Below are 13,123 nucleotides of genomic sequence, written 5' to 3' on the forward strand. Positions count from 1 at the left end.
ATGCGGCTGCCTGGTACCTGTGTATCCGGTGCCCTTCTTGTCACCGCATTTCTGCGGGGGCACCCCGGCCCGTCCCCTCCGGGTACGTCGGCGTCCGACGGTCCGGTGGGGGTGGCCGGGAGGGGGGGTGGGTGGGCTCGGGTACGTCGGCGTCCGCCTGTCCGGTGTGGTGGCGGACGGGGGTGGGTGGGGGCCAGGCCCTGCGCCCCGCCAACCTCTCGGCGGGGTGAGCGAAAGGCGGTGAGTGGGGGTGCGGGCCCTGCACCCCCCGACCTCCCGGCGAGGTGGGCGAAAGGCGGTGAGTGGGGGTGCGGGCCCTGCGCCCCCCGACCTCCCGGCGGGGCGGAGACAGGCGGTCTCCGCCGATGCCCACAGCGGAGGGACACCTCCCCCAGTTACAGCGCACGGGCGGACGCCGACGTAATGGAGCCCGCCCACCCCCTCGCCGCCCCCACTGGCCAGGCGGAGGCCAACGGACCCTGACCCACCCACGCCCGCCCCGGCACCACAGCGGACCGTCGGCCGCCGACGCACCCCAGCCCACCCACCCCCCTCCCGGCAACCCCCACCGGCAGGCGGACGCCGACGTACCGGGAGGGGACGGGCCGGGGTGCCCCCGCAGAAATACGTTGACGGCCGGGTACCGAATGCGCGAAGGCCAGGTGATACGGATTTCGAGGAGGTACCCCGGACCGGCACCGACCCAGGCACACGCGGCACCCGCAGACGACAAAACACCCGCACGGGTGGGCGGGTGGGCAAAGAGCAGGCCCCCGGAGGGGGTCACCCGAATAGGTGAAAAGGTAAGCTCGGCATGCGAACACGTGGACTTTAGCCCAGGCTTGTCCGGGTTTGTCGACGGGCGTGTAACAGCGGTTAGTGACGGGGCCGGCGGCGGGAACGACCACGGCATGAGCATCGAGAACCCCCACTCACACCGCACCGCCGACCACCTCCGCACCGCCCACAGCGTCTTGTCGGTCCGTCAGCTCAGGGAGCGCGGCGTGACGCCGGGCGTGATCGCGGAGCGGTGCCGCCCGGGAGGGCCGTGGCAGCAGGTGCTGCCGCAGGTGTACCTGCTGCACTCCGGGCCCCCGAACAGCGCGGAGCGCCTGGAGGCGGCGCTGCTGTACGCGGGCCGCGATCCGGGAGCGCACGGCCCGCTCGGCGGCGGCCGGGAGGCGATGGTGACCGGGCTGGCCGCCCTCGCCCTGCACCGCTTCTCTTCGGTGCCGCCGCTGCCGGGGCTGCCGCGGATCGACGTCCTGGTGCCGCGGCAGCGCAGGCTGCGCGACGCGGGCGACGTGGCGATCCGCAGGACCAACGCGCTGCCCCGCCCGCAGGAGGTCGCCGGACTGCCCTGCGCGCCGGTGCCGCGCGCCCTGGCCGACGCGGTCGCGGAGCTGGACGACGCCGAGACGGTGCGGCGGCTGCTGACCGAGGCGGTGCGCGGCGGGCACTGCGACGCGGGCGCCGTACTGGAGGAGCTGGAGCACGCGCGACTGTTGGACCGGCCGCAGGTGGCGGCGGCGCTGGACGCGCTGCTCGCCGAGGGCCGGTCGGTCGCCGAGGACCGGCTGATCGCGATGGTGCGCTGCCACGCGCTGCCCGACCCGGTGTGGAACGTCGACCTGCGGCTGCCGGGCGGCCCGCCGCTGGGCGGGGTCGACGCGTACTGGCCGGAGCACGCGGTGGCGGTGGAGATCGACGCGCGCACCGCACGGCCGGGCACGGCGGCGGGCGAGGACGGCCACGGTGACGTATACGCGACGGACGCGTACGGGGACGGGGACGCGTACGGACCGGGCGGCACGTACGGTCCCGGCGGCGCCTTCGACCAGCTCTTCGACCGGGCCTTCGAGCACGGTTTCGAGAACGCCGAGGACGACGCGGTGTGGTCGCGCTACGCCCGTGAGCGGGAGCGTCTGGAGGCGCTGGGCATCACCGTCATCCACCTCACTCCGGCCAAGCTGAGGGACTCCGCCGAGCAGCAGGCGGCGATCGTCAGGACCGCGCTGATGGCGTCCGCCGACCGGACACCCGCCGCGTATGTGGTGGTCACCCCGAGGTGACCACCCGTCACACGAGGAAGCGGGGTCCCGGCGATTTACCCCGACCCGTACCGTATTCGTCCTGATGGCGGTTGGCGGAAACACGTCATGCCCAGACCATTGGACGGTCAACACTCCCCAAAGGGGAGTCAATTCCAGCAATGTGAGCGATCGACCGGCTCCGTTTTCCGAACAGACCACCTCGGTCCGAACAGGGATGCCCATGCCACTCGCTCACATTCCCGGCAAGAGACGCGCGGCCCGTATCGCGCTGGCCGCGGGTCTGGTTGCCGCGCTGTCGGCCGCCGGGCCCGCGCTCGCGATCGCGGACGCGCCCGCCTCGCCCTCGTCGCCCTCCTCCACCCCCGCGCCCGGCCCCGGCTCGCCGGACAAGGGCGCCGCCGACAAGGGCGGAGCCGCGGACAAACTCGGGTCCGCGGACGCCTCGCTGCTGGCCAAGGCCAAGGCGGACGGCGACAAGAACGTCACCTTCATGGTCGCCACCAAGCCCGGCAGCACCGGCCAGGTCGCCGACAAGCTGGACGCGCAGGGCGCCAGCGTGGGTCTGCGGTACGACAAGATCGGCTATGTGCGGGCCACCGTGCCGACCGGCAAGGCGGACCAGGCCATCGCGGCGGCGCAGAAGCTGTCCTCGGTCATCGCGATCGACCTCAAGCAGGAGATCAAGCTCGACGACCCGACCCCGGCGGCGGACACCACCGCGGCGGCGGCCAAGAACGGGAAGGCGTCGGCCACGACGTACCCCGGTCCCGGCAAGGACACCCCGGCCAAGAACCCGTACCAGCCGGCGTTCGAGACCGGCGCGGTCGACTTCGTCAAGGACAACCCGAAGTACGACGGCCGCGGCGTGACCATCGGCATCCTGGACTCGGGTGTGGACATCGGCCACCCGGCGCTCCAGAAGACCACCACCGGTGAGCGCAAGATCGTCGACTGGATCACCGCGACCGACCCGATCCTCGACGGCGACGCCACCTGGCGCCCGATGGTGACCGCGGTCTCCGGCCCGGCCTTCACCTCCTCCGGACGCACCTGGAAGGCGCCCGCGGGGAACTACTACTTCAGCACGTTCGCCGAATCCGCCACCATCGGCGGCGACATGAACGGCGACCTGAACCGCGACGGCGACACCACCGACAAGTGGGGCGTGCTGTACGACCCGGCCGCCGGTACGGTCCGCGTGGACCTGAACGACAACGGCGACTTCACGGACGACACCGCGATGGAGCCGTACAAGGACGGTTTCCAGATCGGCCACTTCGGCACCGACAACCCGGCGACGCCGATCTCCGAGTCGATCCCGTTCACCGTCGAGATCCGCAAGAACGTGCCCATGGACCCCTACGGCGGGACCTGGGTCGGCAAGACCGCGGACTTCGTGAACTTCGGCCTCGTGGAGTCCGAGCACGGCACGCACGTGGCGGGCATCACCTCCGCCAACAGCCTGTTCGGCGGCAAGATGAACGGCGCGGCGCCCGGCGCGAAGATCGTCTCCTCGCGCGCCTGCACCTGGAGCGGCGGCTGCACCAGCATCGCGCTCACCGAGGGCATGATCGACCTGGTCGTCAACCGGCACGTGGACGTGGTCAACATGTCCATCGGCGGTCTCGGCGCCCTCAACGACGGTGCCAGCGCCCGCGACCAGCTCTACAAGGAGCTGATCGACACCTACGGCATACAGCTCGTGATCTCCGCGGGCAACGACGGCCCCGGCGTCAACACCATCGGCGACCCCGGCCTCGCGGACCACGTGCTCAGCGTCGGCGCGTCCATCTCCAAGGAGACCTGGGCGGCCAACTACGGCTCGCAGATGACCGTTCCGTACTCGATGATGCCTTTCTCCTCGCGCGGCCCGCGTGAGGACGGCGGCCTCGCCCCGGTCATCACCGCGCCCGGCGCGTCCATCAACACCATCCCGACCTGGGAGCCGGGCGGGCCGGTGAAGGAGGCGGGTTACACCCTGCCGCCCGGCTACGCGATGCTCCAGGGCACCTCGATGGCGTCCCCGCAGGCCGCCGGAGCCTCCGCGCTGCTGCTGTCCGCGGCCAAGGCCAAGCACCTGACGGTCAGCCCCGCGCAGCTCCGTACCGCGCTGACCAGCACCGCCAAGTCGATCCCCGGCACGCAGACCATCGACCAGGGCGCCGGTCTCATCGCCGTCGGCCCGGCCTGGAACCTGCTCAAGCAGGGCGGCAAGACCAACACGTACACGGTCAAGGCGCCGGTCAACACGGTGCTGAAGGACTACCTCGTCACCCCGGGCTTCGGCACCGGCGTGTACGACCGTGAAGGCGGCCTCCAGGCCGGGCAGTCGCGGACGTACGACGTCACCGTGACCCGTACCAGCGGTCCGGTCTACGCCCAACTGCACACGCTCACCTGGGCGCACAACGACGGCACGTTCAAGGTGGCCAGCCCGCTGGTGCTGCTGCCGCTGAACAAGCCGGTCACCGTGAAGGTCACCGCGAAGCCGAAGTCGGTGGGCGCGCACAGCGCGTTGCTGAACATCGACGACCCGCTGACCCGCGGCATCGACTCGCAGATGTCGGCCGCGGTGCTCGTCTCCACCCCGGTCGCGGGCCCGTCGTACACGCTGACCCGCTCCGGCAGCATCGAGCGCGACACCACGAGGTCGTACTTCGTGACGGTCCCGGCGGGCGCGACCTCGCTGGAGGTCGCCATGGACGGGCTCAAGACCGGCAGCCAGACCCGGTTCCTGACGATGCACCCGTACGGTGTGCCGCTCGACTCGACCCAGACCATCGACTGCTACCCGAACTACGACAACCCCAACAACAAGTGCCGCCCGGACGTGCGCTCCTACGCCAACCCGATGCCGGGCGTGTGGGAGATCGCGGTCGAGGCGCGCCGCACCTCGCCGCAGCTCGACAACCCGTACAACCTGTCGGTGACGCTGCTCGGCGTGGCCTTCGACCCGGCGGTCAAGACGGTTCCCGAGGCCAAGGTCGGCACGCCGACCCCGGTCGACTGGACGGTCACCAACGGCTTCGCCCCGATCCAGGGCAAGCTCAAGGGCGGCCCGCTCGGCTCGGCGTTCACCGCCAAGCCGACGATCGCCGACGGTGACACGCAGACCACCACCTTGACGCTCGGCCCCGGCGCCTCCCGGCTCGACGTGTCGATCGGCGGGACGTCCGACACGGCCGCCGACCTCGACCTGTACGTCTACCGGGACGGGGTGCTCGTCGCGCAGTCCGCCAGCGGCGGCTCCGACGAGCGGGTCAGCCTGGCCAACCCGCCCGCGGGCACGTACACCTTCGAGGTGGACGCCTACGCCGTACCGGCGGGGACGACCACCTACGACTACGAGGACGTCTACTTCTCCGACGCCCTCGGTACGGTCACGGTGGACGACACCACCACGGTCAACCTGCCGCACGGCGCCTCCGCCAAGGTCTCGGCCTCGCTCCTGGCCTCGGCCGCGGCGCCCGAGGGACGCAAGTTCTTCGGTGAGGTGCAACTGCTCAACGCGCGCGGCTCGGTCGCGGGCAAGGGCAGCGTGATCATCACGAAGACGACGCCGTAACGGAGTTGTCCTTCGGGGGGTGCGGGGCTCTCGGCCCCGCACCCCCGGTACGTACGTGAACAGGGCGGCCGTCTTCCTGACGGCCGCCCTGTCCGCTGCACCGAACGCGTTCAACTCACCGTGTCCGGTGGGCTATTCGCGGGCCGCGCCCGCCGCCGCCGGGTTGGCGCGCAGCAGCGCGCGGGCCGGAAGGGCGGTGGAGAGCAGGCCGATGACCGTCGCGGCGCCCGCGAGGCCGAGAGCCGTGCCCGGCGGGATGTACGGGCTCGCGCCGGTCAGACCGCGGGCGATCGGGACGAGGGTGATCCACGCGATGGCAGCGCCGATCAGCAGCCCGGCCGCGGCGACCAGCAGCGCCTCCAGGCGGACCATGCCGAGCACCTGGCGGCGCGTGGTGCCCGCCAGCCGCAGCAGCGCGACCTCGCGGCGCCGGTCCAGCACCGTCATCACCAGCGTGTTCGCGGCGGCGACCGCGGCGAATCCGCCGAGGACGGCGGCCATGACGCTGTTCGCCCAGGCGTTCAACTCCAGCTCCTTGTCGGCCTGCTGGCGGTACCCGGCGCGGTCGGTGACCGTGAGCCCGGCGACGCCCAGCCGCGACAGGTCCCGCGCGACGGCCGTACGGTCCGCGCCGGGCGCGTCGTGCACCAGCACCTGCGTGTCGTACGCCGTCCGCGCGTGGTCGGCCACCGCCGTGCGCGGCATCAGCAACTGGCCGATGCCCAGGCCGCGTTCGTACGTCGCCACGACCGTGGGCCGCACCCGGGTGCCGTCGCCGAGCCACAGCGGGATCCGGTCGCCGACCTTCACCTTCGCCGTACCGGCGAGCAGCGAATCCACGGCGACGGTCCGGCCGTCACCGGTCAGCGCGCTCAACGAGCCGGTCTTGACGCCCAGTTGGAGGACGTCGGGCAGCTTGCCCGGGTCTCCGGAAACGCCCAGCAGGGACGCGGAGTTGAGCGAGCCGGAAGCCCGGTAGAGCGCGCCGGTGCGCAGGACGCCGACCGCGCCGTCCACGCCGGGCACCTTCGCGGCGCGCTGCGCGGTGTCGGCGGGCACCCCCGCGCCGGACGAGCCGAGCACCTGGTCGGCGACGACGCCGTCCTTGATCTGGTGGGCAGCCTCGTGCTTGAGCGAGCCCTGCATGCACAGGAGCGTGCCGCAGAAGGCGGTGACCAGCACGATCGGGGTGATCGCGGAGGCCAGCCTGCGGGCGTTGGCCCGGCTGTTGGCGGCGGCGAGCTGCGAGGCGGCGCCGCCCGCGCGCAGCGGCAGGCCGAGCAGCGCGGCGGCGGCCCAGGCCACGACGGGCCCGAGGAAGGCCACGCCGACCATGAAGCAGAAGACGATGCCGAGGGCGACGTTCGCGGCGTCCTCGCCCGTGGTGTGCGCGGCGACGGCGGCCAGGACGCAGCCGCCCGCGACGGCCGCGGCGCCGAGCACGGTCCTGATGACGCCGGGCCTGCGGCGCTCCACCGCGGCCTCGCCGAGCGCCTGGCTCGGCCGGGCCTTCGACGGGCGGCGGGCGGCCAGATATCCGGCGGCCAGCGCCGCGAGCAGGCCCGCGCCGACCGCGCTCACCATCGGGATCCAGCCGGTGCTGAGCGTCACCCCGGCCGGGACGGCGTCCCGGTGGACGAGCTGCCTCACCCACCAGCGGGCCAGCGCCACGCCGGGCAGGATGCCCGCGGCGCCCGCGATCGGCGCCACCAGCATCGCCTCGGTCGCCACGGTGCGGCGGATCTGCCGCGGGGTCGCGCCGACGGCGCGCAGCAGCGCGATCTCCCGGCCGCGCTGCCCGATCGCCAGCGCGACGGTGCCCATCACCACGAACACGGCCGTCGCCGTGGCGATCCCGCCGAACGAGGCGCCGATGGCCGTCAGCATCTCCTTGCCCTCGGCCAGCTCCGGGTGCTCGGCGAGACCGCGGCCGTCGCCGGTGCGTACCTTCGCCGGGTCGCCGGGGGCGCCCTTGACCGCGGCCTTCACCTGCCGGGCCAGCTCGTCCGTGCTGACGCCCTTGGCGGGCAGCACGGCGATGGCGTCGGTGCGGCCCGGGTGTCCCGACAGGCGGTCGGCGACGGGGTCGGCGAAGTAGGCCGAGGCGCCGGCCGTGGCGCTTGCTGTAGCGCTTGCTGTAGCGCTTGCCTTGGTGCCGTCTTTCGCGCCGGCGCCGGTGCTGGTCTCCGTGTCGGTCAGGCCCGAGACCTTGTACGTGGTCGCGCCCGTCGGGGCGGTCAGCGTGAGGGTGTCGCCGACGCCGACGTGCGCCGCCCGGGCGGTGGCCGCCGCCAGGGCGACCTCGCCCGTACCGGGTGCCCGCCCCCGCACCACCGTGCTCGCGTCGATCGCGTGGGCCGACCAGTCGCGGCCGGTCAGCGGCGGCAGCGTCTTCGACTGCACCGGGAAGGCCGTGTCGGGTACGGCCGCCGACACGCCCGGCGCGCGGGCGATGCGGTCGGCGAGCGCCGTGTCCACGCGGGGCTGGTCCGGCAGCGACGCCGCGTCGCTGTCGGCGTCGTCGCCGTGCCCCGTGGTGATCCGCGCCGACGGGTCGGCCGCCACCACGACGGGCGTGGCCGCGTACCGCACCGGCTTCACATGCGCCGTGATCCCGGTCTGGAGCATGCTGCCGCACGCCGTGATGACGGCGGACGCGAACAGCAGCGCGACGAAGGTGCCCACGAAGGACGCGGGCCTGAAGCGCACGGAGGCGCGGGCCAGGCCGTTCATGCCGCCGCCCCCACCCGTCCCGCGCCGCGCCCGGTCTCGCGCCGGGTCTCGCGCTGGGTCTCGCGCTGGGTCAGCGCCACCATCCGGTCCGCGACCGCCGTCGGCTCGGGGTGCCACAGCTCGTCAGCGAACGAGCCGTCCGCCAGGAACAGCACGCGGTCCGCGTACGACGCCGCCACCGGGTCGTGCGTCACCATCACCACGGTCGCGCCGAGCCCGTTCACCGCGTGCCGCAGCAGCCCCAGCACCTCGCGGGCCGTCCCCGTGTCCAGCGCCCCCGTCGGCTCGTCCGCGAAGATCACGTCAGGCTCCGTGACCAGCGCCCGCGCGATGGCCACGCGCTGCTGCTGCCCGCCGGAGAGCTGGCCGGGGCGGCGCCTTCCGTGGCCTTCCAGGCCCACCTGGGCCAGCAGCTCCGCCACCCGGCGCCGGTCGGGGCGCTCGCCCGCCAGGCGCCGCGGGAGCTGGACGTTCTGCTGCACGGTCAGCGACGGCAGCAGATTGAACGACTGGAACACGAACCCGATGCGGCTGCGCCGCAGCTCCGTCAGCCGCTTCTCGCTCAGCGCGGTGATCTCCACCCCGCCCAGCAGCACCTGCCCGGCGCTCGGCTTGTCCAGTCCGGCCGCGCACTGGAGGAACGTGCTCTTCCCCGAGCCGGAGGGGCCCATCACCGCCGTGAAGCTGCCGCGGGGCAGCCCCAGATCGATGCCGCGCAGCGCGTGCACCGCGGCCTCGCCGCGGCCGTATGTGCGCCGCACTTCTCTCAGCTCCACCGCGTACGGCGTGGCTGGCGTGCCTGTCGTTTCGGCGTCCGCCGCCTTCTGTGCCCGCTTGCGTTCGCGCCGCGACGCCATCTCTTTCCCCTCAGCTCAGTTCGTTTCCCGACCCTCTCGACGCTACGGAGCCGCGCTCGCCCGAACCATGGCGTCCCCTGGCGTCCCCATGGTGGGGACAACCCCCGTCCCGGCGTGACGGCTGCCGCCGTTGTCTTGTCTTTCCCGCCCGCCCACCCGTGCGGGTGCTTTCTCCGTCTGCGGGTGCCGCTTGTGCCTGGTCGGTGCCGGTCCGGGGCACCTCCTCGAAATGCGGCTACCTGGTCGTGGGTATCCGGCACCCTCCCTGTCACCGCATTTCTGCGGGGGCACCCCGGCCCGTCCCCTCCCGGTACGTCGGCGTCCGACGGTCGGTGGGGGTTGCCGGGAGGGGGGTGGGCGGGTGGGCTCGGGTACGTCGGCGCCCGCCTGCCGGTGGGGGTGCCGGGAGGGGGGTGGTGGGCTCGGGTACATCGGCGTCCGCCTGGCCGTGGGGGGTGGGTGGGCTCGGGTGCGTCGGTGGGGGCCAAGGGGCTGCTGGCGGGTGGGGGCTGGGGGGCGTTGGTGATCGTTGGCAGGGTCGGGTGGAATGGGGGGTGTTGATCACTCTCATGCGATGGGCGAGGAGTTGGCGTGGCCCGATGGATGGTCCTGATAAGTCCGGTCGGCGGTTCGCCTCACGGGCCCTATCGGGTTGACACCCTCACCGAGTTCGAGGCCAGCCATGAGGAAGCGCCGGGCGTCTTCCTCAACCTGGTGAACACCTTCGACCGCGACGTGCGCAAACCCCGGCGCAGGCAGGCGTTCAAGTGCTCCGAGCGGACGTACGTCCTCCGTGTCGAGGGGTACATGAAACAACTCGAGTACCGCTTCGAGCTCGCCGAACTCGTAGCCGACACCGCTGCCCCAGACCTTCCCGACACCATCCCGTAGCCCACCCCCGTCCCTGCCACGGCAGCGGAGAGACCACCGCCGACGGGCTTCACCCCCCACTGCCTCCCTCCGCCGGCCACCCCCACCGGACCGCCGGACGTCGACGTACCTACGCCCACCCCACCCCCCGGCCACCCCCACCGGACAGGCGGACGCCGACGTACCCGGAGGGGACGGGCCGGGGTGCCCCCGCAGAAATGCGGTGACAAGAACGGCACCGGATACACAGGTACCAGGTAGCCGCATTTCGAGGAGGTGCCCCGGACCGGCACCGACCCAGGCACAAGCGGCACCCGCAGACGACAAAGCACCCGCACGGGTGGGCGGGCGGGAAAAGACAAAGCCCTGGCGGCGAGCCGTGGAACGGAAACGTGCCGTGCGAGGATGGGCGTCTCATCTGACGAGAAGGAGTGGGCCACCGTGCCTGGTACGAACCTCACGCGTGAGGAGGCGCAGGAGCGTGCGCGCCTGCTCACCGTGGACGCTTATGACATCGAGCTGGACCTGCGCGGCGCCCAGGAGGGCGGCACCTTCCGGTCGGTGACCACCGTACGGTTCGAGGCCGCCGAGGCGGGAGCGGAAACGTTCATCGACCTGGTCGCCCCCCTCGTGCACGAGGTGGTGCTCAACGGCGAGCCCCTGGACGCGGCAGCCGCGTTCAAGGACTCGCGGATCGCGCTGCCCGGCCTGCGCTCCGGCGAGAACGAGCTGCGAGTCGTCGCGGACTGCGCGTACACCAACACCGGCGAGGGCCTGCACCGGTTCGTCGACCCGGTCGACAAGCAAGCATATTTGTACACGCAGTTCGAAGTACCGGACGCCCGCCGCGTCTTCGCCAGCTTCGAGCAGCCGGATCTGAAGGCGAGCTTCGCCTTCACGGTCCAGGCCCCGGCCGGCTGGACGGTGATCTCGAACTCCCCGACGCCCGAGCCCCCGGCGGACGGCGTGTGGGTGTTCGCGCCGACCCCGCGCATCTCGTCGTACATCACGGCCCTGATCGTCGGCCCGTACGCGTCGGTGCACAGCAGTTGGGAGGGGAACGGCCGCAGCGTGCCGCTGGGCATCTACTGCCGTCCCTCGCTGGCGGAGTACCTGGACGCCGAGGCGATCTTCGAGGTCACCCGGCAGGGCTTCGACTGGTTCGAGGAGAAGTTCGCGTACGCGTACCCCTTCCCGAAGTACGACCAGCTCTTCGTGCCGGAGTTCAACGCGGGCGCGATGGAGAACGCGGGCGCGGTGACGATCCGCGACCAGTACGTGTTCCGGTCGAAGGTCACGGACGCCGCGTACGAGACGCGGGCCGAGACGATCCTGCACGAGCTGGCGCACATGTGGTTCGGCGACCTGGTCACCATGGAGTGGTGGAACGACCTGTGGCTGAACGAGTCGTTCGCCACGTACACCTCGATCGCCTGCCAGGCGTACGCGCCGGGCTCGAAGTGGCCGCACTCGTGGACGAGTTTCGCCAACTCGATGAAGACGTGGGCGTACCGGCAGGACCAACTGCCGTCCACGCACCCGATCATGGCGGAGATCAACGACCTGGACGACGTGCTGGTCAACTTCGACGGCATCACGTACGCCAAGGGCGCCTCGGTGCTGAAGCAGCTCGTCGCGTACGTGGGCGAGGACGAGTTCTTCGCGGGCGTGCAGGCGTACTTCAAGCGGCACGCGTGGGGCAACACGCGGCTGGCGGATCTGCTGGGCGCGCTGGAGGAGACCTCGGGGCGCGACCTGAAGACCTGGTCGAAGGCGTGGCTGGAGACGGCGGGCATCAATGTGCTGCGGCCGGAGGTGACGGTGGCCGAGGACGGTACGGTCGCCTCGCTCGCGGTACGGCAGGAGGCCCCGGCGCTGCCCGTCGGCGCGAAGGGCGAGGCCGTGCTGCGCCCGCACCGGATCGCGGTCGGCGCGTACGACCTCGTGGACGGCAAGCTGGTACGGACCCAGCGCGTCGAGCTGGACGTCGTTGGCGAGTCGACGCAGGTGCCGTTCCCCGCGGGGACGCCGCGCCCGGCCGTCATCCTGCTCAACGACGACGACCTGTCGTACGCGAAGGTGCGGCTGGACGAGCAGTCGCTGGCCGTGGTCCGCGACCACGTCGGGGACTTCACGGAGTCGCTGCCGCGCGCGCTGGTGTGGGCGTCGGCCTGGGACATGACGCGGGACGGCGAACTGGCCGCCCGTGACTACCTGGAGCTGGTGCTGCAGGGCATCGGCAAGGAGACCGACATCGGTGTGGTGCAGTCGCTGCACCGGCAGGCGAAGCTGGCGCTCGACCTGTACGCCGACCCGGCCTGGCGCGACACCGGCCTGGCGCGGTGGACCGAGGCGGCGCTGGAGCACCTGCGGACGGCGGCGCCGGGCAGCGACCACCAGCTCGCCTGGGCACGCGCGTTCACCCTCGCGGCCCGCACCGACGCCCAACTGGATGTACTGGCCGGGCTGTTGGACGGCACGGTGACGTACGAGGGACTGGCCGTCGACACGGATCTGCGGTGGGCGCTGCTGTCCCGGCTCGCGGCGACCGGCCGCGCGGACGAGAAGGCGATCGACGCGGAGCTGGCGCTCGACCCGACCTCGGCGGGCGAGCAGCACGCCGCGGCGGTACGGGCGGCGCGGCCGAGCGCCGAGGTCAAGGCGGCGGTCTGGGCCTCTGTCGTGGAGGACGACAAGCTGCCGAACGCCGTGCAGGAGGCGGTGATCGGCGGCTTCGTGCAGACCGACCAGCGCGAGCTGCTGGCGCCGTACACCGAGCGGTACTTCGCGACGGTGAAGGACGTGTGGGACTCGCGCAGCCACGAGATGGCCCAGCAGATCGTGGTCGGCCTCTACCCGGCTCTCCAGGTCTCGCAGGCCACCCTGGACGCCACCGACGCCTGGCTGGCGTCGGCCGATCCGGCCCCGGCGCTGCGTCGCCTGGTCGTGGAGTCCCGCTCCAGTGTGGAGCGTTCGCTGCGGGCCCAGGCTGCCGACGCCGCCGCCGCCGGCTGACCGTCCGGCCTTCTTGCCACCGGGGCCCC

Annotated in this window: 6 protein-coding genes; 4 read left to right on the top strand and 2 right to left on the bottom strand. The window is 72.4% G+C overall.

From position 1 onward, the window contains the following. Positions 1 to 911 precede the first annotated feature (911 nt). Positions 912 to 2,072: a hypothetical protein gene (locus ACIP4Z_RS02940; protein WP_401304576.1), complete on the top strand. Its 1,161-nt coding sequence runs from the start codon at positions 912 to 914 to the stop codon at positions 2,070 to 2,072. 202 nt (positions 2,073 to 2,274) lie between these two features. Next, positions 2,275 to 5,619: a S8 family serine peptidase gene (locus ACIP4Z_RS02945; protein ID WP_401304578.1), complete on the top strand. Its 3,345-nt coding sequence runs from the start codon at positions 2,275 to 2,277 to the stop codon at positions 5,617 to 5,619. 132 nt (positions 5,620 to 5,751) lie between these two features. On the opposite strand, the gene ACIP4Z_RS02950 is transcribed toward ACIP4Z_RS02945, so the two are convergent. Together ACIP4Z_RS02950 and ACIP4Z_RS02955 are read right to left on the bottom strand one after the other, a co-directional pair. After that, positions 5,752 to 8,352 (bottom strand): FtsX-like permease family protein, encoded by a 2,601-nt coding sequence (locus tag ACIP4Z_RS02950; RefSeq protein ID WP_401304581.1) that lies wholly within the window; start codon positions 8,350 to 8,352, stop codon positions 5,752 to 5,754. Further along, positions 8,349 to 9,209 carry an ABC transporter ATP-binding protein gene (locus ACIP4Z_RS02955; protein ID WP_401304584.1) on the bottom strand — a complete coding sequence of 287 codons (861 nt, stop codon included), beginning with the start codon at positions 9,207 to 9,209 and terminating at the stop codon, positions 8,349 to 8,351. The genes ACIP4Z_RS02950 and ACIP4Z_RS02955 overlap by 4 nt, the downstream gene beginning before the upstream one ends. A 591-nt stretch (positions 9,210 to 9,800) precedes the next feature. Here ACIP4Z_RS02955 and ACIP4Z_RS02960 point away from each other — a divergent pair. Together ACIP4Z_RS02960 and pepN are read left to right on the top strand one after the other, a co-directional pair. Beyond that, a complete protein-coding gene (locus ACIP4Z_RS02960) occupies positions 9,801 to 10,100 on the top strand; it encodes a hypothetical protein (RefSeq protein ID WP_401304587.1) in 300 nt (99 codons plus the stop codon). A gap of 420 nt (positions 10,101 to 10,520) precedes the next feature. Next, positions 10,521 to 13,094 (top strand): aminopeptidase N, encoded by a 2,574-nt coding sequence (pepN, locus tag ACIP4Z_RS02965; protein ID WP_355337183.1) that lies wholly within the window; start codon positions 10,521 to 10,523, stop codon positions 13,092 to 13,094. Positions 13,095 to 13,123: the final 29 nt, after the last annotated feature.

It is taken from the genome of Streptomyces sp. NPDC088910, assembly GCF_044749865.1.
Classification (GTDB): Bacteria; Actinomycetota; Actinomycetes; order Streptomycetales; family Streptomycetaceae; genus Actinacidiphila.

Excerpts from the sequence above, each read along its gene's own strand:
- ACIP4Z_RS02940 (WP_401304576.1), top strand. The coding sequence starts at position 912 with ATGAGCATCGAGAACCCCCACTCACACCGCACCGCCGACCACCTCCGC.
- ACIP4Z_RS02945 (WP_401304578.1), top strand. The coding sequence starts at position 2,275 with ATGCCACTCGCTCACATTCCCGGCAAGAGACGCGCGGCCCGTATCGCG.
- ACIP4Z_RS02950 (WP_401304581.1), bottom strand. The coding sequence starts at position 8,352 with ATGAACGGCCTGGCCCGCGCCTCCGTGCGCTTCAGGCCCGCGTCCTTC.
- ACIP4Z_RS02955 (WP_401304584.1), bottom strand. The coding sequence starts at position 9,209 with ATGGCGTCGCGGCGCGAACGCAAGCGGGCACAGAAGGCGGCGGACGCC.